The following is a 20,747-nucleotide window of genomic DNA, read 5'->3' as shown; positions in this document are numbered from 1 at the left end:
ATTGTTTGTCATACATATTTATATGCATTACAGATACGGCGACCAGGCAGGAAACTTGACCTGTCCATCAGTTGCCGGAAGACGCGCTTTGAAACGCCCATCCGTCGAAACCAACTGCAATACGGAACCCATACCCTGAGTTGAGCTGTAGATTACCATTGTGCCGTTAGGTGCGAGACTTGGCGTCTCATCCAGGAACGTGTCCGTTAATTGTTGAACGGCTCCCGTTACCAGATCTTGTCGGGCGACGTGTTGAGCGCCGCCGTTGGTGCTGATCATCACCATTGATTTGCCGTCAGCGCTGACGTCCGCATCCTGGTTCTGTGAACCTTCCCAGGTAATACGCTGCGGTGTACCGCCGCTTGCACTGACTTTATAAATTTGCGGGCGTCCGGCCTGATCAGACGTATAGGCAATGCTCTGACTGTCCGGGAACCAGGTCGGTTCGGTGCTGTTGTAACGGCCGTCGGTTACCTGACGAATCTGGCCGGAGCCAATATCCATCACGTACAGGTTCAGGCTGCCGGTTTTAGACAGCGCGAAGGCCAGCTTGCTGCCGTCCGGGGAGAAGGCCGGTGCGCCGTTGTGACGAGGGAACGAAGCCACCTGACGGATAGCGCCGTTAGCCAGCGTCTGGATTACCAGCGCTGATTTACCGCTCTCAAAGGTCACATAGGCCACTTTGCTGCCGTCCGGAGACCAGGCCGGTGACATCAGCGGCTGCGGTGAACGGTGCACAACGAACTGGTTGTAGCCGTCATAGTCAGATACGCGTAGTTCATACGGGAACTGACCGCCGTTGGTGGTCACCACGTAGGCGATACGGGTACGGAAAGCACCTTTGATACCGGTCAGCTTCTCAAAGCTTTCGTCACTGGCGGTATGCGCCGCATAGCGCAGCCACTGCTTGGTGACTTTGAACTGGTTCTGCGCCAGCACCGCACCCGGGTTGCCAGAGGTATCGACCAGCTGGTAGGACACCAGATAGCTGCCGTCTGCGCCAGGCTGTACCTGACCCACAACTACGGCATCAATACCCAGCGCGGTCCATGCAGCAGGCTGCACTTCAGCGGCAGAGGTGGGCTGCTGAGGTAAACGTGAACGGTCCAGCGGGTTGAATTTCCCGCTGTTGCGCAGGTCGGCAGCAACGATGCCACCAATATCTTCCGGGGCAGCGCCAGGGCCATCCCACTTAAACGGTACCACGCCAATAGGACGCGCGGAATTCACACCCTGAGTAATTTCAATGCGTACTTCTGCATGCGCCACGGCGACAAACAGCAGTAAAAAACTCAGCGCTACACGAAATGCCTGCTTCATTGTTTCTCCCTTATCCGGGCATAACGCCCACGATAAATTAGCCTTGTATCAACAAACCTAAGAGTACGGCATGCTTAACATAGTTCAACATGCCGCTGGTTACCGCATTCTTACGGTTTAAATTCCAGCGTAGCTTCTTTTACCGCCTGCCACACTTCCGCGCTCGGTGGTTTCGGAATTCGTGCGGACTTAGCCGCCGTTACCGCGGCCTGACACAGCGCCGAATCGCCACCTGCCGACGTGGCATCAAAAAGTGTTCCATCTGAAGCAAGTTTAATCCGCACATCACATTTTTTGCCGGCAAATGTATCTGCATCATAAAACTTACTCTGAATCGCCGCTTTGACCTGGCCCAGATAGCTGTCAATGGCTGCGCCAGAGGCACCCGATTTCTTCTGCGTGCCCTGCCCTGCGGCACCGCCACCGCCGGCTGCTTTGCCTGATTTCGGCGCATTCTTACCGGAGGAAAGATCGCCTAACAGATCGCCCACGTCGCCGGCATCTTTCGCTGCCTCGGCAGCCGCTTTCTTCTTGGCGGCGGCATCGGCTTTAGCCTTCGCAGCAGCGTCAGCTTTGGCTTTCGCGGCCGCATCGGCTTTTGCCTTCGCTTCAGCGGCGGCTTTCTCTTTGGCTTCCGCTGCGGCTTTTTCTTTCGCATCTGCGGCTGCCTGAGCTTTCGCTTCGGCTGCGGCCTCTGCTTTGGCTTCCGCTGCGGCTTTAGCATCTGCGGAGGCTTTCGCCTTCGCATCAGCGGTCGCTTTTACTTTAGCCGCTTCGGCTGCAGCCTGCTTCGCCTGCTCTTCCGCTTTTTTCTTCGCGTCAGCAGCGGCCTTTTTGACCTCTTCTTCCGCTTTTTTCTTGGCATCCGCAGCGGCTTTCGCCTGCGCATCGGCATCGGCCTTAGCCTGTGCCTGCGCATCAGCCTTGGCTTTCGCCTGGGCATCCGCTTTCGCCTTAGCCTGCGCGTCCGCTTCGGCTTTCGCATCAGCCTTCGCTTTTGCTGCCGCCGCCTCGGCCTGTTTCTGTTCCTGCTGCGCCTGTTTGGCTGCGGCTTCAGCCTGCTTCTGCTCGGCGGCCTGTTCGGCTGCCTCCTGCTTAGCGTCTTCCTGTGCCTGCAGGCGCTCTTTTTCCAGCTGCTTCAGCCGCTGCTGTTCAGCCGCCTGCTTCTGCTGCAGCTCTTCGGCCTGCTGTTTTGCCTGCTTCTGACGCTGCTGCTCGGCACGTTTGCTGTCGCTTTGCTGATTTTGCTGGCGATTGTACTGTTCAACGACAGCGCCTGGATCGACCATTACCGCGTCGATATCGCTACCGCCACCGCCGCCGCTGGCGTCGATATTTTCGTCAAACGAGCTCCATACCAGCACGGCAATCAAAATGATATGCAGCACCACGGAAATGGATATGGCTCGTTTTAACTTATCGTCTTGCTCGGTTGCCTTCGACACTCTCGGTTCCCAAAAACGGTTCGGATGAATTAGATCGGCTGCGTCATCAGTCCGACAGACTTAACGCCTGCCTGATGCAGCAAGTTCAGCGCCTTAATAATTTCGTCATAAGGCACTTCTTTAGCACCGCCAATCAGGAACACGGTCTTCGGGTTCGCCGTAATGCGGCTTCGCGCCTCGGCGACCACCTGTTCCGGCGGCAGCTGCTCCATCCGGTCGTGATCGACCACCAGGCTGTACTGCCCCACGCCCGCGACTTCGACAATCACGGGAGGATTATCATCGCTGGAGACTGTTTTTGAATCGGTTGCGTCCGGCAGATCAACTTCCACGCTTTGGGTGATAATCGGCGCGGTTGCCATGAAAATCAGCAACAGCACCAGCAGCACATCCAGTAATGGAACGATATTGATTTCGGATTTAAGGTCGCGGCGACCGCGACCACGCTTTCTGGCCATAAAACCTCCGACTTACTTGCTTACGTCGCTGGTGAAAGCCTGACGATGCAGGATAGCCGTAAACTCTTCCATGAAGTTGTCGTAGTTCTGTTCCAGCTTATTCACACGCTGATTCAGGCGGTTATAGGCCATAACGGCAGGGATAGCCGCGAACAGACCGATTGCCGTAGCGATCAGTGCTTCAGCGATACCCGGAGCAACCATTTGCAGCGTCGCCTGTTTTACCGCACCCAGCGCGATAAAGGCGTGCATGATCCCCCATACCGTACCAAACAGACCAATATAAGGGCTGATGGATCCCACGGTACCGAGGAAAGGAATATGATTTTCCAGTGCTTCAAGCTCACGATTCATCGATATGCGCATTGCGCGAGTCGCCCCTTCCACCACCGCTTCCGGCGCATGATTGTTGGCACGATGCAGGCGGGCAAACTCCTTAAAACCCGCGTAGAAAATCTGTTCAGACCCGCCCAGCTCGTCGCGGCGCGCCTGGCTCTCCTGATAGAGGCGAGACAGTTCGATACCCGACCAGAACTTGTCTTCAAAGGCATCCGCATCGCGTGTCGCAGCATTGAGGATACGGGTACGCTGAATAATGACCGCCCAGGAAGCGATTGAAAACCCGATCAAAATCAACATGATAAGTTTGACCAGAAGGCTCGCCTTCAGGAACAAATCAAGAATGTTCATGTCAGTCACTGCTTGAACTCCGCGACAATAGACTTGGGAAGCGCTATCGGCTTCATTAGATGTGGGTTGATGCAGGCGATAAGGACTTCTGCTTCATTGAGCACACGGCCATCTGCATTAAGAATACGTTGGGCAAATGTCATGGTGGTTCTGCTCATGCCAATAACCTCGCTTTGCACGTCGAGCATATCGTCGAGGCGGGCAGCTGCAAGGTAATCAACCGTGATACGACGCACGACAAAAGCGACCTGTTGTTCCAGCAGCGCCTGCTGATTGAAATGGCGCTGACGCAGCATCTCAGTCCGTGCTCGTTCATAAAAAGCGACATAGCTGGCGTGGTAAACCACACCACCGGCATCAGTGTCTTCATAATAGACGCGAACCGGCCATTGAAACAGCGTTGTACTCACTCTACATCCCGGTAATGCTTAAACGTTGGTACACGAAAACGTTGCTACTATACGCAAGAGATAACGCCTTTGGAATGGGTTGCCAGAGGGGAACGAAAATAATTATCAGCCGGTAACAACTTCTCTGATTTCAGCACATTTAACAGACAAACATTGACAGAAAAGCAGCTAAAAAAAGATTTACGGACGGTCATTCGGCAAAGGGGTGAGGGTCAGTCAGCACTGACCCCAGAGGAAACTACAAAAAGAAAAATCCTAGCCCGGCCAGCAGGACAATTAATGCCGGTAGCGGTGAGAAAAATCCCTGCCAGCGCAGGCGGCGCGGCCTAAATCCCACGCCGTGAATGACGCCACTGCACACGGCCCACATCAGCACCAGGCCCTGCCAGATAGCCAGTTCGCTGCTGCTGGCAGCAAAACGTGATGGGTCCCAAAACATACAGCCTGCCAGCAGCAGCGCTGCGACCAGGGAAAGAGCCCGTAACGGGCCCTTATCCATCAGCCGATAAAGATGAGCGATGCTCTGCCCCATCAGTGCTTATCTTTCGCTGTTGCTTCCGCCTGCTCCAGCGCCAGCGCGGTAATCACACCGAAGGCACAGGCGAGCAATGTGCCAAGTATCCAGGCAAAATACCACATAGTGTCGCTCCTTCTTAGTAGAGAGAATGGCTGTTATTTTCAATCTGTTCTTTAGTCACACGACCGAACATTTTGTAATAACACCAGATTGTGTAAGACAGGACGATAGGCACAAAGATGATTGCCACTACGGTCATGACTCTCAGCGTCAGCAGAGTCGACGTTGCATCCCACATGGTCAGACTAACATTTGGCACGGTCACGGAAGGCATAACGAACGGGAACATCGTTACACCCGCTGTCAGAATCACGCAGGCCATGGTCAGGGAGGAGAAGAGGAAGGCCCAGGCGCCTTTTTCAAGACGTGAACACAAAATCGTCAGCAGTGGCAGCACCACTCCCAGAGCAGGAATAACCCACAGTACCGGAGCGCTGTTGAAGTTGCGCATCCAGGCACCGGCCTGATGGCTGACTTCTTTCAGTAACGGGTTGGAAACGCCGTTATGATCCATAACGGAGGTCACTACATAACCATCAATGCCGTAAACCACCCAGACGCCGGCCAGCAGGAAGCACACCATCATAACCAGGGCCGAAATTTGTGCGGTGATCCGTGAGCGCAGATGCAGTTCACCCACCGTGCGCATTTGCAGATAGGTTGCACCCTGAGTCAGGAACATCGTCAGGCTGACGATACCCGCCAGTAAACCAAACGGATTCAGCAACTGGAAGAAGTTACCGGTATAGAACAGGCGCAGATCGCTATCAATATGGAACGGGACGCCCTGTAACAGGTTGCCGAAAGCCACACCAATAACCAGCGGCGGCACGAAACTACCGATGAAAATGGCCCAGTCCCACATTCCGCGCCAGCGGTTGTCTTCAATTTTCGAACGGTAATCAAAGCCCACCGGACGGAAGAATAGAGACGCCAGCACCAGGATCATCGCCACGTAAAAACCGGAGAACGCCGCGGCATAAACCGTTGGCCAGGCCGCAAACAACGCGCCACCTGCGGTAATCAACCATACCTGGTTACCGTCCCAGTGCGGGGCGATGCTGTTAATCATCACGCGGCGCTCGGTATCGGTTTTACCCAGGATACGCGACAGCATGCCCACGCCCATATCAAAGCCTTCGGTGACGGCAAACCCGATCAGCAGCACGCCAATCAGCAGCCACCAGACAAAACGCAATAACTCATAAGTCAACATTTGAGAACTCCTGTCTTAGCGCGCCGGCTGCGAATTAGTACTGGTCAGCTCATAGTGATAGCGGCCGGTTTTCAGGCTGCTGGGTCCAAGGCGGGCGAATTTGAACATCAAGTACATTTCCGCGACCAGGAACAGGGTATACAGTCCGCAAATCAGTCCCATGGAGAACAGAAGGTCACCCGCGGTCAGTGAGGAGTTTGCGACGGCAGTAGGCAACACCTCACCAATGGCCCAGGGTTGACGACCATACTCGGCTACGAACCAGCCGGATTCAATCGCAATCCACGGTAGCGGAATACCGTACAGAGCACATTTGAGCAGCGTTTTGCAGTTACCGATACGGTTACGAATGACCGACCAGAATGACAGGCCGATAATCAGCAGCATCAGCACGCCACAGCCAACCATGATGCGGAAGGAGAAGTAGAGTGGTGCAACACGCGGAATCGAATCTTTGGTCGCCATCTCAATCTGCGCTTCGCTGGCGTCAGTCACGTTCGGCGTATAGCGTTTCAGCAGCAGGCCATATCCCAGATCGTGTTTCGCCGCATCGAAGGCGGTGCGCACTGCCGGATCCTGATTACCGCTGCGCAGTTCCTGAAGCAGTTCGTAGGCTTTCATGCCGTTACGGATACGAACTTCGTGCTGGCCAAGCAGTTCTTTCAAACCGGTGACCTGCTTATCGACCGAACGGGTGGCAATCAGGCCCAGTGCCCACGGAATCTGTAGCGCATATTTGTTTTCCTGCGTGTCCTGATCCGGAATACCAAACAGGGTAAAAGCAGCCGGAGCAGGCTGGGTTTCCCATTCGGCCTCAATCGCCGCCAGTTTGGTTTTCTGCACGTCGCCAATTTCGTAGCCGGATTCATCGCCCAGCACGATAACGGAAAGAATAGCAGCCATGCCGAAGCTGGCCGCGATAGCAAAGGAGCGTTTAGCGAATGCCAGATCCCGGCCGCGCAGCAGATAATAAGAGCTGATACCGAGAATAAACATCGCGCCGCAGGTGTAACCCGCCGCAACGGTATGGACGAATTTAACCTGAGCGACCGGGTTCAGGACCAGCTCCGAGAAGCTGACCATTTCCATACGCATGGTTTCGAAATTAAAATCGGAGGCAATCGGGTTCTGCATCCAGCCGTTAGCGACCAGGATCCACAGCGCTGACAGGTTAGACCCCAGAGCGACCAGCCAGGTCACCGCCATATGCTGCACTTTTCCCAGACGATCCCAGCCGAAGAAGAACAGGCCGACAAAGGTTGATTCCAGGAAGAACGCCATCAGACCTTCTATAGCCAGTGGCGCTCCGAAGATATCGCCAACGTAGTGAGAATAATAGGACCAGTTGGTACCGAACTGGAACTCCATGGTGAGTCCTGTTGCGACGCCAAGGGCAAAGTTAATACCAAACAACTTGCCCCAGAACTTGGTCATATCCTTATAGATTTGTTTACCTGAAAGCACATAAACCGTTTCCATTATTGCCAGCAGAAACGCCATACCCAGCGTTAATGGTACAAACAGGAAGTGATACATGGCAGTCAAGGCAAACTGTAACCGCGACAGTTCGACAATATCCAACATTTTGACTCCTTGCTCCGCTAATGGGTCGTCGTAAAAATAATTGAGTAAATTACTCAGGTATATTTTGCTGACCCGGAAAAAACATAATTATCCCTGGGATTGGTCGCAGACGTATAACAGCACGCCTCCCGCCAGGAGGATCTAAAGTTACAAACAGGTTAAAAGCTCGGTAAGACTTTCACGGGTTATAATACGCCCCAATAGACTTACATTTAAAGGGGTTTATCACTGCAATATTGTTTTTTATAACCAGATCAAATTCCGTTGCGTACTGGGCCTGGACATCCATTTGATATAGCGCAATTTATACCAAAACTGACAAATTCTTCCAGTTAAATACCTGGTAAATAACTTGCGTTTTCTTGATCTAAAATAAGATTTAGCGGGTAGGTATTATGATAGCAAGCGCGGTAATGTTAATTCTTTGTACTACATATTTACGCAACGGTTAAATATTAAGTAAATAAGGTGGGTAGTTTAAGAGATGGCCTGAAATAGTATATTAAATAATAAATAAGCCATTTTTATAAAACTGCTTAAAGCCTGGCAGAGGATCATAAAAAAGGCCACCCGAAGGTGGCCAACATGTCGAGATTTTTTAACTTATTTTTGTGGCAGAACCGCTTTCACCGCATCACCGATGTCGGCAAGGCTGCGCACGGTTTTAACACCGGCCGCTTCCAGAGCAGCAAATTTCTCGTCAGCCGTACCTTTACCACCGGCGATGATTGCGCCGGCGTGGCCCATACGCTTGCCTTTCGGCGCGGTAACACCCGCGATATAGCCCACAACGGGTTTAGTGACGTGTTCTTTAATGAACGCAGCCGCTTCTTCTTCTGCGCTCCCGCCGATTTCACCAATCATCACGATCGCTTCGGTCTGCGGATCGTCCTGGAACAGCTTCAGGATATCGATGAAGTTTGAGCCTGGAATCGGGTCACCGCCGATGCCGACGCAGGTAGACTGGCCGTAACCGATATCGGTGGTCTGCTTCACGGCCTCATAGGTCAGGGTACCGGAACGGGAAACGATACCGATACGGCCTGGCTGATGAATGTGGCCCGGCATGATGCCGATCTTACATTCGCCTGGGGTGATAACGCCCGGGCAGTTAGGACCGATCATGCGCACACCGGCTTCATCCAGCTTCACTTTCACGGTCAGCATATCCAGCGTTGGGATACCTTCGGTGATAGTGATGATCAGTTTGATACCGGCATCGATAGCTTCCAGGATGCCGTCTTTGCAGAACGGAGCCGGAACGTAGATAACGGATGCGGTTGCACCGGTCGCTTCTACGGCTTCACGCACGGTGTTAAATACCGGCAGGCCCAGATGTTCGGTGCCGCCTTTACCTGGCGTTACGCCGCCAACCAGCTGCGTGCCGTAGGCCAGCGCCTGCTCGGAGTGGAAGGTACCCTGACCACCGGTGAAGCCCTGGCAGATTACTTTGGTGTTCTTATCGATCAGAATTGACATTATTTACCCTCCGCTGCGGCAACAACGCGCTGCGCCGCGTCACTCAGGCTGGTTGCTGCAATAATATTCAGGCCGCTGTCTGCCAGTTTTTTGGCACCCAGTTCAGCGTTGTTACCTTCCAGACGCACGACAACCGGTACGTTAACACCCACTTCCGCCACGGCACCGATAATACCGTCAGCGATCAGGTCACAGCGAACGATGCCGCCGAAGATGTTTACGAATACCGCTTTTACTGCGTCATCGGACAGAATGATTTTAAACGCTTCGGTAACGCGCTCTTTGGTCGCGCCGCCGCCAACGTCCAGGAAGTTAGCCGGCTGGCCACCGCTCAGTTTAACGATGTCCATCGTACCCATCGCCAGACCTGCGCCGTTAACCATACAGCCGATGTTGCCTTCCAGCGCCACATAGTTCAGTTCCCACTGTGCAGCGTGTGCTTCACGGGAATCTTCCTGGCTTGGGTCACGCATTTCGCGCAGTTCAGGCTGACGGAACATGGCGTTACCGTCGGCAGTCAGTTTGCCGTCCAGGCACACCAGATCGCCCTGCTTGGTGATCACCAGCGGGTTAATCTCCACCAGCGCCAGATCGCGTTCCAGGAACAGCGTGGCCAGGCCCATGAAGATTTTGGTGAACTGACCAATCTGCTTGCCGGTCAGGCCCAGTTTAAAGGCCAGCTCGCGACCCTGGAACGGCTGCGGGCCGGTCAGTGGATCCAGCGCCATTTTATGAATCAGGTGCGGGGTTTCTTCCGCCACTTTTTCAATTTCCACGCCGCCTTCGGTCGAGGCCATAAACACAACGCGGCGCGTTGCACGGTCAACTACCGCACCCAGGTAAAGTTCCTGGTCGATATCGGTCGCGGCTTCAACCAGAATCTGATTTACCGGCTGGCCGTTTGCGTCAGTCTGATAGGTGACCAGGTTTTTACCCAGCCAGTTTTCAGCGAAAGCACGAATGTCTTCCTTGCTGTTCACCACTTTCACACCGCCCGCTTTACCGCGGCCACCGGCATGAACCTGACATTTCACTACCCACGGACCGGCGCCAATTTTAGAGGCGGCTTCTTCTGCTTCACGTGGCGTGGTGCAGGCATAACCGGTTGGTGCCGGTAAGCCATACCGTGCAAACAACTGTTTTGCCTGATATTCGTGTAAGTTCATGATGTTCTATCCATTCAGGTCTGAAAAGACTTAGCCGTCAGCAACGGCTACACATAGGATGGGTGCGGCACAGGGCCGCACGCCAGGGTTTTAAACGTCCAGCAGCAGACGGGCCGGATCTTCCAGCAGCTCTTTAATCGCCACCAGATAGCCAACGGATTCGCGGCCGTCAATCAGGCGGTGATCGTAAGAGAGTGCCAGATACATCATTGGCTGAATCACAACCTGACCGTTCACCGCCATAGGACGATCTTTAATGGCATGCATGCCCAGGATCGCACTCTGCGGTGGGTTGATGATCGGGGTAGACATCAGTGAACCGAAGACGCCACCGTTGGTAATGGTGAAGTTACCACCGGTCAGTTCATCGACGGTCAGCTTACCGTCACGGCCTTTCACGGCCAGTTCTTTAATTTTCTTCTCGATGTCCGCCATGCTCAGGGCATCAACATCTTTCAGCACCGGCGTCACCAGACCGCGCGGGGTGGATACCGCAATGCTGACGTCGAAGTAGTTGTGGTAAACCACATCTTCACCGTCGATGGAGGCATTCACTTCCGGATAACGCTTCAGCGCTTCTACAACGGCTTTGATGTAGAAGGACATGAAGCCCAGACGCACACCGTGGCGTTTCTCGAAGGCATCGCCGTACTGCTTACGCAGTGCCATAATCGGCTGCATGTTGACTTCGTTGAAGGTCGTCAGCATGGCAGTGCTGTTTTTCGCCTGCAGCAGACGTTCGGCTACGCGTTTACGCAGACGAGTCATCGGCACGCGTTTTTCACTGCGGTTGCCCAGCGAGCTGGCCGGAGCAGCTTCAGCGGCTTTTGGCTCGGCGGCTTTCGGAGCCGAAGCCTTAGCCAGATGTTTCTCAACATCTTCACGAGTCAGACGACCACCAACTCCGCTGCCCTTGATGGCGGATGCATCAAGATTGTGTTCAGCGATCAGGCGACGAATCGCCGGGCTCAGCGCATCACTGCTTTCTTCTTCCAGAGAAGCGCTCTGACGCTGTGCCGGAGTCGACTCTTTGCTGTCGGCTTTAGCGGAAGTTTCTTTACCTTCGCTATTACCTTCTTTGAGGCGGCCCAGCACCTGGCGAGAAATCACCGTTGCGCCTTCATCTTCTACGATGGCTTCCAGCACGCCGTCTGCTGAAGCGGGCACTTCCAGAATCACTTTGTCAGTTTCGATCTCAACCAGCACCTCATCACGCTTAACGCTGTCGCCGGGTTTTTTATGCCAGGTGGCAACGGTGGCGTCAGCAACGGATTCTGGCAGGTCAGGAACAAGAATCTCTACACTACTCATTATTTTTCCTTAATTTATTCAACGTTCAGCGCGTCATCAACCAGATCTTGCTGCTGCTTCTGGTGAACGGACATATAGCCAACTGCCGGTGATGCAGATGCAGGACGACCGGCATAACGTAATGAAGCCCCAAACGGCACGACTTCGCGGAAATGATGCTGACTGCAATACCATGCACCCTGGTTCAGAGGCTCTTCCTGACACCAGACAAAATCATGCACGTGGGCGTACTGCTGCAGAATATCCTGCACCGCTTTGTGCGGGAACGGATACAGCTGCTCGATACGTACGATAGCCACGTTGGTTTGCTCGTTTTTACGGCGCTTATCCAACAGGTCGTAATACACTTTACCGGAGCACAGCACGACGCGCTTCACGCCCTGCGGATCGAGTTCATCGATTTCACCAATCGCCGGCTGGAAGCCGCCGTTAGCCAGCTCTTCCAGAGAAGATACCGCCTGCGGATGACGCAGCAATGACTTCGGTGACATCACCACCAGCGGACGGCGCATACCGCGCAGCGCCTGGCGACGAAGCATATGGTAAACCTGAGCCGGCGTGGAAGGGACGCAAACCTGCATATTCTGCTCTGCGCAAAGCTGCAGATAGCGCTCCAGGCGCGCGGAGGAGTGCTCCGGACCCTGACCTTCATAGCCGTGCGGCAGCAGCATAACCAGGCCACACATACGGCCCCATTTCTGCTCGCCGGAGCTGATGAACTGATCGATCACCACCTGCGCACCGTTGGCGAAGTCACCGAACTGAGCTTCCCAGATAGTCAGGGTGCGCGGTTCGGCCGTGGCGTAGCCGTATTCAAAGGCCAGTACCGCTTCTTCAGACAGCACGGAATCCCAGACTTTGAAGGTGCCCTGCCCGTTATGTACGTGCTGCAGCGGCGTGTAGGTAGAACCGTTTGCCTGGTTGTGGATCACCGCATGGCGATGGAAGAAGGTTCCACGACCCATATCCTCACCGGACAGGCGGCAAGGGATCCCCTCATCAACCAGCGTCGCGTAGGCCAGGTTTTCAGCTGCGCCCCAGTCGAAGAGCTTATTACCCGCGGCCATTTCGGCACGGTCGTTATAAATCTTCGCCACGCGCGACTGCATTTCAACCGCTTCCGGCACCGTGCTGATGCGCTTAGCCAGTTCCTGCAGGCGCTTCAGATCGAGAGTTTCCGGATATTTCTCGTCCCACTCATGGTTCAGGTAAGGAGACCAGGTGAAGGAGTGCAGGCTCATCGGACGCCATTCCGGCACCACACATTCGCCAGCATCCAGTGCATCACGGTACAGGTTGACCATTTCCGTGGCATCTTCCAGGCTGGCAACCTTTTCGGCTTCCAGCTTGTCAGCATAGAGTTTACGCGGCGTAGGGTGCTTCTTGATTTTCTGGTACATCACGGGCTGCGTCGCGCTTGGCTCATCAGCTTCGTTATGGCCGTGACGGCGATAGCAGACCAGATCGATAAAGACGTCGCGTTTGAAGGTGTTACGGAAATCCAACGCCAGACGAGTGACAAAGGCAACGGCTTCCGGATCGTCCGCATTCACGTGGAAGATCGGCGCCAGTACCATTTTACCAATATCGGTGCAGTACTGAGTCGAACGGGCATCTTTCGGATTTGAGGTGGTGAAACCAATCTGGTTGTTGATCACGATACGCACGGTACCGCCCACTTCATAGCCGCGTGCCTGCGACATGTTCAGGGTTTCCTGAACCACGCCCTGCCCGGTAACGGCGGCATCGCCGTGAATGGTAATCGGTAAGACTTTATTGCTGCTCGGCTCATCAAGACGATCGAGGCGCGCACGAACCGACCCCATGACCACCGGGCTGACGATTTCCAGATGCGATGGGTTGAATGCCAGCGCCAGATGCACGCTGCCACCCTCTGTTTCAACATCAGAGGAGAAGCCCATATGGTACTTAACGTCACCGGTACCCAGGTGCTCTTTATGCTTGCCGGAGAACTCGTCAAACAGTTCCTGCGGCCTTTTACCCAGCACGTTGATCAGCACGTTGAGACGTCCGCGGTGCGCCATACCCAGCACCACTTCACGCGTGCCGCTCTTACCGGCATGACGGATCATCTCATTGAGCATTGGCACCAGCGCATCGCCACCTTCCAGCGAGAAGCGCTTGGCACCCGGGAATTTAGCTCCCAGATAACGCTCCAGACCTTCCGCTGCGGTCAGCTGCTTGAGGAAGCCTTTCTTCTCTTCTACAGAGAACGACGCGCGCCCCATTACTGATTCAAGACGCTGCTGGATCCAGCGTTTCTCATCGGTATTGGTGATATGCATGTACTCAGCGCCGATTGAACCACAGTAGGTTTGCTTCAGTGCTGCATACAGGTCGGACAGCTTCATCGTGTCTTTGCCGATGGCAAATGAACCGACGTTGAAACTCTCCTGGAAATCAGCCTCGCTTAATCCATGATATGCAGGATCAAGGTCCGGAACCGTTTCCAGTTTCCACAGCCCTAACGGATCGAGGTTGGCATGCTGATGCCCGCGGAAGCGGAAGGTGTTAATCAGCTGGAGAACCTTGACCTGCTTGGCGTTGGTTTCTGGATCGCTAACGGAAGCGGTATAACGCGATGCATCTTTCGCCAGACGGCGGAAGTACTCGCGAGTGGAGGAATGAAATTGCTCAGGTTTAACCCCAGTACCGGGAAGCTGCTGGAAAAGAGACTTCCATGCATCATCGACAGAGTCAGGATCGGTTAAAAAGTCCTCATAGAGTTGCTCTATGTAGGACTGGTTCGCGCCGGCCAGCCAGGAGGAGTCCAGCCAGGGTTTCATCGCGCTGTTCTGCATTGTGATCCCTTAAGCATTTTTTGCTTTTTTTCGCCGTGGTTGTTTAATGGAACCTTTGCAAGTCCCGCGCCGCGTAAACGGCTTACCGAAATACGGTTCTTCGATACGAGCGACCGGCCCGTAAGGGAACCTTTGCAAGACGTTTCCAACAGCTGCACTCTATCGGAAACATCTTACAAAGATGACCTGTTAAAACTCCGGGAACCAGCGGTTCCCGGATAGCATACCTGTTATGCGCCGCGCTGCAGCAGCATCGACTTGATATGGCCGATGGCTTTGGTCGGGTTCAGCCCCTTCGGACAAACACTGACACAGTTCATGATACTGTGGCAGCGGAATACGCTGAAAGCATCGCTCAGATTATCCAGGCGCGCATCGGTTTCCGTATCGCGGCTGTCAATCAGGAAGCGGTACGCCGCCAGCAGGCCTGCCGGGCCAATAAACTTGTCCGGATTCCACCAGAATGACGGGCACGAGGTGGAACAGCATGCACAAAGAATACATTCATACAGGCCATCCAGTTTTTCACGCTGCTCCGGCTGTTGTAAATGCTCCCTGGCTGGTGGTTTTTTCCCATTATTCAACAGGTAAGGCTTAATCTTCTCATACTGAGCATAGAATTGCCCCATGTCCACCACCAAATCACGGATAACCGGTAATCCGGGCAGTGGGCGGATAACGATTTTCTTTTTACCGTTGCCCAGCGCGGATACCGGCGTGATGCAGGCCAGACCGTTTTTGCCGTTCATATTGATGCCGTCAGAACCACAGACCCCTTCGCGGCACGAACGACGGAAGGCTAACGTCGGGTCTTTCTCTTTCAGACGCATCAGCGCGTCCAGCAGCATCATGTCGCGGCCTTCTTCAGACTCCAGCGTGTAGTCCTGCATCCGCGGAGCATCGTCGACATCCGGGTTATAACGATAGATGGAAAATTCGAGTCTCATGTGTTTCTCCGCAAACTAGTAAGTACGCGCTTTCGGCGGGAAGGCCGCACGCAGTTTCGGCTGCATGTTCACCTCACGGCGCGTCATGCTTTCACTTTGCGGCAGATACAGGCTGTGACATAACCAGTTCGCATCATCACGCTCAGGATAGTCGAAGCGGCTGTGCGCTCCACGGCTTTCAGTGCGGTAGTTAGCCGACACCGCAGTGGCATAAGCCGTTTCCATCAGGTTATCCAGCTCCAGGCACTCAACGCGCTGGGTGTTGAAGTCGCTGGAACGATCGTCAAGGCGGGCATTTTTCAGGCGCTCGCGCAGAACTTTAAGCTCGGCCAGGCCTTTCGCCATCGCATCACCTTCACGGAATACCGAGAAGTTATTCTGCATGCAGGCCTGCAGCGCTTTACGCAGTTCCGCAGGATCTTCACCGGAAACATTGTTATTCCAGCGGTTCAGACGAGCCAGCGACGCGTCGATCTCTTCTTCTGTCGCATCGCGCAGATCACCCTGCTCGGCGATAGACTCCTGAAGATGGACACCCGCAGCGCGGCCAAAGACCACCAGGTCGAGCAGCGAGTTACCGCCCAGCCGGTTAGCACCGTGTACCGATACGCAGGCGATTTCTCCCACGGCAAACAGGCCAGGGATCAGCACATCTTCACCCTGTTCATTTACCGTCAGCGCCTGGCCGCTTACGCGGGTTGGAATGCCGCCCATCATATAGTGGCAGGTCGGGATAACCGGGATCGGCTCTTTCACCGGATCGACGTGGGCGAAGGTGCGGGACAGTTCGAGGATCCCCGGCAGGCGCGCTTCCAGTACGTCTTTACCAAGGTGATCCAGCTTCAGCTTGGCGTGCGGACCCCACGGGCCATCGCAGCCGCGACCTTCACGGATTTCGATCATGATTGAGCGTGCAACCACGTCGCGTCCGGCCAGATCTTTCGCATTTGGCGCGTAACGTTCCATAAAGCGCTCGCCGTGCTTGTTCAGCAGGTAACCACCCTCACCACGACAGCCTTCCGTTACCAGCACGCCGGCACCGGCAATACCCGTCGGGTGGAACTGCCACATTTCCATATCCTGCACCGGTACACCGGCACGCAGCGCCATACCCACGCCGTCACCGGTGTTGATGTGCGCATTGGTGGTTGACTGGTAGATACGCCCTGCACCGCCGGTTGCCAGCACGGTCGCACGGGCTTTGAAGTACACCACTTCACCATCTTCAATGTTCAGCGCGGTACAGCCCACAATGGCACCGTCGGCGTTTTTCACCAGGTCCAGCGCGTACCATTCGGAGAAAATAGTGGTGTGGTTTTTCAGGTTCTGCTGATACAGCGTATGAAGGAGCGCATGGCCGGTACGGTCAGCTGCTGCTGCAGTACGGGCAGCCTGCTCGCCGCCGAAGTTCTTCGACTGGCCGCCGAAAGGACGCTGATAAATACGGCCATCGTCCAGACGGGAGAACGGCAGGCCCATATGTTCCAGTTCCAGAATGGCTTCCGGACCGACTTTGCACATATATTCAATCGCGTCCTGGTCACCGATGTAGTCGGAGCCCTTAACGGTATCGTACATGTGCCATTCCCAGTTATCTTCGTGGCTGTTACCCAGAGCAACGGTGATACCGCCCTGAGCAGACACGGTATGGGAACGGGTTGGGAAAACTTTAGACAACAGGGCACAGGTCTGGCCCGATTGGGAAATCTGTAATGCCGCGCGCATACCTGCACCACCGGCACCAATAACTACGGCATCAAATTCTCTGACTGGCAAACTCATTACGCACCCCACACCACTACAGTTCCATAAATTGCATATACCAACAGCGCAACCACAATCACCAGCTGCAGCATCATGCGCATTGCCAGTGGTTTAATGTAGTCGGTCAGTACCTGCCACATGCCGATCCAGCCGTGCACCAGAATGGAGAACAGCGTCAGAAGGGTGAAAACTTTAGTAAAGGAAGAAGCGAAAAAACCACGCCAGATGTCATAGGTCAGGGTCCCAGACATCACCAGAAAACCGAGGATATAAATCACATAGAGGGTCATCACCATGGCGGCGGCACGGAGTAACAGCCAGTCATGGATGCCATTACGACCCAGTGCAGAAGCATTGCTTACCATACAAGGACTCCAGCCAGGATTGAGAGCACGACAGTAATACCGAACGCAATTTGCGCGGAAAGTTTGCCCGTTTCTAACGTTTCACCCAGGTAGCCAAAATCCATCATCAAATGGCGAATGCCGCCGGCAATGTGATAAGCCAGCGCGGTCAGAATGCCCCACATGATGAATTTAGCGATAAAGCTGTCCATCACGGCAGATGCCTGCTGGAAGCCTTCGGGTGAAGAGAGTGACAGACCCAGTAACCAGAGCAGGATCCCGATCGCCACGAAGGTGATCACACCGGAAACGCGGTGGAGAATGGACGCTATTGCAGTAACGGGAAACCGGATCGTAGTGAGATCCAAGTTGACAGGTCTTTGTTTTTTCACGGTTTTGCCCACACAGCTTTTCTTATTTTGCTTCCTCCGGTCCTGAGGGCGGGTCAGACAGCGTTAACAAGTCAAACATTGCGCCAGGCACCTAAAACAACATCCAGTGTCAAAACGACGCGTATGAAACGCTGGGTGGCTCCTACAACAGGGTATTCCCGGAGACCTGGCGGCAGTATAGGCGGATCACATTCTCATTACAATTCCCCTACAAACACTTTGGAGACATTTCGATAGAACAGTGATCGCATTCACGGTTTTCATATTTGATACAAATTTAATTATCTGATTTGACATAAGTTCAACATCTCTGTTACAAACTGAGCAATAAAAGTTCTATGATGCACAAAAGTTATGGGGATACACTTTCCCCTAAGCACAAGTTATGTAACATTGAGTCGTATTCTTTATAAAGCAACGGTATTGGTTATAACGTAAGCATGTTTAGACCGGATCTGTTAACTACCATGCTACACTCTCAGGAATGTGCCCAACCCAGCCCGCGAGCGCCCGTCACTCTGTACCCTGCACGTCTAAAGATGCCACAGAGATGATTACCTTCTGCGCCAGACAATGAGCTGGGACTGCGTCACTTCCCGGTGTTAAAGATCCCTATATAAGGCGCTAAGGAGACTATAAATGGCTGATAAAAAAGCGACGCTAACCCTCGAAGGCGAAGCTCCTATTGAACTTAATGTGCTAAAAGGCACATTAGGTCAGGAAGAGATTGATGTCCGGGCTTTAGGTTCTAAAGGGTATTTCACCTTTGATCCAGGCTTTACCTCTACCGCGTCCTGCGAATCAAAAATTACCTACATCGATGGCGATGAAGGCATTTTGCTGCATCGTGGCTTCCCCATCGATCAGCTGGCTCTGCATTCCAATTATCTGGAAGTGTGTTACATCCTGTTAAACGGCGAAGCCCCAACGAAAGCGCAGTTTGACGAATTCAGAACGACGGTGACTCGCCACACCATGCTGCACGAGCAGATCCACCATCTGTTCCGTGGCTTCCGTCGTGACTCGCATCCGATGGCCGTGATGTGCGGCGTCACCGGCGCGCTGGCCGCCTTCTACCATGACGCAATGGACGTGAACATTGAGCGCCATCGTGAGATTGCCGCCTTCCGCCTGCTGTCTAAAATGCCTACCATGGCGGCAATGTGTTACAAATATTCAATCGGTCAGCCGTTTGCGTATCCGCGTAACGATCTTTCCTACGCCGGCAACTTTCTTCACATGATGTTCTCTACGCCGTGTGAGGAGTATGTGGTGAATCCGGTGCTGGAAAGAGCCATGGATCGCATTTTGATCCTGCATGCCGATCATGAGCAGAACGCCTCTACCTCTACCGTACGTACCGCCGGTTCTTCCGGTGCGAACCCGTTTGCCTGTATCGCCGCGGGCATCGCCTCGCTGTGGGGACCGGCTCACGGTGGTGCGAACGAAGCCTGCCTGCGCATGCTTGAAGAGATCAGCACCGTAGAGCACATTCCTGAGTTCCTGCGCCGCGCCAAAGATAAGAACGATTCGTTCCGTCTGATGGGCTTCGGCCACCGCGTGTACAAAAACTACGATCCGCGCGCGACTGTGATGCGTGAAACCTGCCATGAAGTACTGAAAGAGCTGGGTATGAAAGATGACCTGCTGGAAGTCGCCATGGAGCTGGAGCACATCGCGCTGAACGATCCGTACTTTATTGAGCGCAAACTGTATCCAAACGTCGACTTCTATTCCGGAATCATTCTGAAAGCGATGGGTATTCCTTCTTCAATGTTTACCGTTATCTTCGCGATGGCGCGTACCGTTGGCTGGATTGCACACTGGAAAGAAATGCACGACGACGGTGTGAAAATTGCCCGTCCGCGTCAGCTGTACACCGGCTACGACAAGCGCGATTTTACCTCCAGCCTGAAGAAGTAACTGCGAGGCCGGCCTGATTTTTAATCAGCGCCAGAAACAAACCAGTAAAAAGCCGGGATCTGCATCCCGGCTTTTTTTATTTCTGACAACCGGGGCACCAGTAAAACGGTCGGGACGACAGCGTCGTTTTAACAATGGTTTCTCCGCAGCGCTCGCAGGCTTTACCGGCCCGATGAAAAACTTTAAAACTGAAAATTGCGCCGTGATGGCGGTTTTCATCCGGTTCGCCGCGCGTCCGGTAGGAAAGGCGCGGTATCGCCAGCAGCGCATCGGCCAGCACATCACACTGCGCATCGCTCAGGTCTTCGGCCCGATGATGTGCCGCCAGCCCGGCCTGCCAGAGGATCTCAACCCGCAGGTAGTTACCCAGCCCGGCCAGAAAACTTTGATCGAGCAGCAGTCCGCTGAACTGACGGCGGCGAAACCGCTTAGACAGCAGCCGTTCACGAACCTGTGCCACGGTGAGTGAGAGATCCAGTACGTCCGGCCCGACTCTGTTCAGGAACGGATGGGCGGCCACGCCGTCGGCATCCAGCAGTTCGATATCGGATGCGCTGTATAAAAGCAGCGTTTTGTCCGCCGCCGACAGTTTGACCCGCAGTACGCGCTTGCTGTCCGGTAGTTTTCCGGTCGTCACAACGCGCCACACGCCGTAAAGCTGATTATGACTGTAGAGCGTAATCCCGTTGGAAAAATGGGTGAGCAGTGCCTTACCGCGCGTTTCAATGGCCGTAACGCGCTGCCCTGTCAGCTCATGCTGGCGGGCCTGCAGTTCAGGAAATGCGAACCACACATCGGTTAACACCTTCCCTTTAATGGCCTCTTCCAGGCGGTCCGCCGCCCGGCGAATTTCTGGACCTTCTGGCATGCAAACTCCGTTGCGTTATCAAAATGAAGTC

The 20,747-nt window shown here is 54.1% G+C and carries 19 protein-coding genes; 1 reads left to right on the top strand and 18 read right to left on the bottom strand.

The genetic code is table 11. The features are described from left to right. Positions 1 to 27 precede the first annotated feature (27 nt). The 17 genes from tolB to sdhC form a co-directional block, all read right to left on the bottom strand. Positions 28 to 1,320 carry a Tol-Pal system beta propeller repeat protein TolB gene (tolB, locus tag PGH32_RS02375; RefSeq protein ID WP_314418123.1) on the bottom strand — a complete coding sequence of 431 codons (1,293 nt, stop codon included), beginning with the start codon at positions 1,318 to 1,320 and terminating at the stop codon, positions 28 to 30. Positions 1,321 to 1,430: 110 nt separating this feature from the next. Next, entirely contained in the window at positions 1,431 to 2,765 is a 1,335-nt protein-coding gene (tolA, locus tag PGH32_RS02370; protein WP_337893082.1) for a cell envelope integrity protein TolA, read from the bottom strand. Between the two features lie 29 nt (positions 2,766 to 2,794). After that, the gene (gene tolR / locus PGH32_RS02365; RefSeq protein WP_314418127.1) at positions 2,795 to 3,223 is read right to left on the bottom strand and encodes a colicin uptake protein TolR; all 429 of its coding nucleotides are present in this window, start codon (positions 3,221 to 3,223) and stop codon (positions 2,795 to 2,797) included. A 12-nt stretch (positions 3,224 to 3,235) separates the two neighbouring features. Continuing rightward, positions 3,236 to 3,913 (bottom strand): Tol-Pal system protein TolQ, encoded by a 678-nt coding sequence (gene tolQ / locus PGH32_RS02360; protein WP_314418868.1) that lies wholly within the window; start codon positions 3,911 to 3,913, stop codon positions 3,236 to 3,238. 5 nt (positions 3,914 to 3,918) lie between these two features. Next, on the bottom strand, positions 3,919 to 4,323 hold the full coding sequence (gene ybgC / locus PGH32_RS02355) for a tol-pal system-associated acyl-CoA thioesterase (protein WP_314418129.1): 405 nt from the start codon (positions 4,321 to 4,323) through the stop codon (positions 3,919 to 3,921). Positions 4,324 to 4,561: 238 nt separating this feature from the next. Further along, entirely contained in the window at positions 4,562 to 4,855 is a 294-nt protein-coding gene (gene ybgE, locus PGH32_RS02350) for a cyd operon protein YbgE (protein WP_314418130.1), read from the bottom strand. Then, entirely contained in the window at positions 4,855 to 4,962 is a 108-nt protein-coding gene (cydX, locus tag PGH32_RS02345) for a cytochrome bd-I oxidase subunit CydX (RefSeq protein WP_105591090.1), read from the bottom strand. Before cydX ends, ybgE begins: the two co-directional genes overlap by 1 nt. A 14-nt stretch (positions 4,963 to 4,976) precedes the next feature. Further along, positions 4,977 to 6,116 carry a cytochrome d ubiquinol oxidase subunit II gene (cydB, locus tag PGH32_RS02340; protein ID WP_314418131.1) on the bottom strand — a complete coding sequence of 380 codons (1,140 nt, stop codon included), beginning with the start codon at positions 6,114 to 6,116 and terminating at the stop codon, positions 4,977 to 4,979. 15 nt (positions 6,117 to 6,131) lie between these two features. Then, positions 6,132 to 7,700, bottom strand: coding sequence for a cytochrome ubiquinol oxidase subunit I (gene cydA / locus PGH32_RS02335; protein ID WP_337893081.1), 1,569 nt, complete (start codon positions 7,698 to 7,700; stop codon positions 6,132 to 6,134). 603 nt (positions 7,701 to 8,303) lie between these two features. Continuing rightward, on the bottom strand, positions 8,304 to 9,179 hold the full coding sequence (gene sucD, locus PGH32_RS02330) for a succinate--CoA ligase subunit alpha (RefSeq protein WP_105591087.1): 876 nt from the start codon (positions 9,177 to 9,179) through the stop codon (positions 8,304 to 8,306). Beyond that, positions 9,179 to 10,345: an ADP-forming succinate--CoA ligase subunit beta gene (sucC, locus tag PGH32_RS02325; protein ID WP_105591086.1), complete on the bottom strand. Its 1,167-nt coding sequence runs from the start codon at positions 10,343 to 10,345 to the stop codon at positions 9,179 to 9,181. Before sucC ends, sucD begins: the two co-directional genes overlap by 1 nt. Positions 10,346 to 10,435: 90 nt before the next feature. Continuing rightward, positions 10,436 to 11,656 carry a 2-oxoglutarate dehydrogenase complex dihydrolipoyllysine-residue succinyltransferase gene (odhB, locus tag PGH32_RS02320; RefSeq protein ID WP_314418134.1) on the bottom strand — a complete coding sequence of 407 codons (1,221 nt, stop codon included), beginning with the start codon at positions 11,654 to 11,656 and terminating at the stop codon, positions 10,436 to 10,438. Positions 11,657 to 11,670: 14 nt separating this feature from the next. After that, on the bottom strand, positions 11,671 to 14,478 hold the full coding sequence (gene sucA / locus PGH32_RS02315; RefSeq protein ID WP_314418135.1) for a 2-oxoglutarate dehydrogenase E1 component: 2,808 nt from the start codon (positions 14,476 to 14,478) through the stop codon (positions 11,671 to 11,673). Positions 14,479 to 14,708: 230 nt separating this feature from the next. Beyond that, positions 14,709 to 15,425: a succinate dehydrogenase iron-sulfur subunit gene (locus PGH32_RS02310; RefSeq protein WP_105591083.1), complete on the bottom strand. Its 717-nt coding sequence runs from the start codon at positions 15,423 to 15,425 to the stop codon at positions 14,709 to 14,711. Positions 15,426 to 15,440: 15 nt separating this feature from the next. Next, positions 15,441 to 17,207, bottom strand: a complete 1,767-nt coding sequence (gene sdhA, locus PGH32_RS02305) for a succinate dehydrogenase flavoprotein subunit (protein WP_314418139.1) — start codon at positions 17,205 to 17,207, stop codon at positions 15,441 to 15,443. Beyond that, the gene (gene sdhD, locus PGH32_RS02300) at positions 17,207 to 17,554 is read right to left on the bottom strand and encodes a succinate dehydrogenase membrane anchor subunit (RefSeq protein WP_314418140.1); all 348 of its coding nucleotides are present in this window, start codon (positions 17,552 to 17,554) and stop codon (positions 17,207 to 17,209) included. The genes sdhA and sdhD overlap by 1 nt, the downstream gene beginning before the upstream one ends. Further along, positions 17,548 to 17,937, bottom strand: coding sequence for a succinate dehydrogenase cytochrome b556 subunit (gene sdhC / locus PGH32_RS02295; protein WP_105591080.1), 390 nt, complete (start codon positions 17,935 to 17,937; stop codon positions 17,548 to 17,550). Before sdhC ends, sdhD begins: the two co-directional genes overlap by 7 nt. 627 nt (positions 17,938 to 18,564) lie before the next feature. Here sdhC and PGH32_RS02290 point away from each other — a divergent pair. After that, the gene (locus PGH32_RS02290; RefSeq protein ID WP_123336543.1) at positions 18,565 to 19,848 is read left to right on the top strand and encodes a citrate synthase; all 1,284 of its coding nucleotides are present in this window, start codon (positions 18,565 to 18,567) and stop codon (positions 19,846 to 19,848) included. 76 nt (positions 19,849 to 19,924) lie between these two features. Here the strand turns inward: PGH32_RS02290 and nei are convergent, their stop codons facing one another. After that, on the bottom strand, positions 19,925 to 20,716 hold the full coding sequence (nei, locus tag PGH32_RS02285) for an endonuclease VIII (protein ID WP_337893080.1): 792 nt from the start codon (positions 20,714 to 20,716) through the stop codon (positions 19,925 to 19,927). Positions 20,717 to 20,747: the final 31 nt, after the last annotated feature.

It is taken from the genome of Erwinia sp. SLM-02 (assembly GCF_037450285.1).
Classification (GTDB): domain Bacteria; phylum Pseudomonadota; class Gammaproteobacteria; order Enterobacterales; family Enterobacteriaceae; genus Erwinia.
This window is presented reverse-complemented; position numbering and strand designations above follow the sequence as displayed.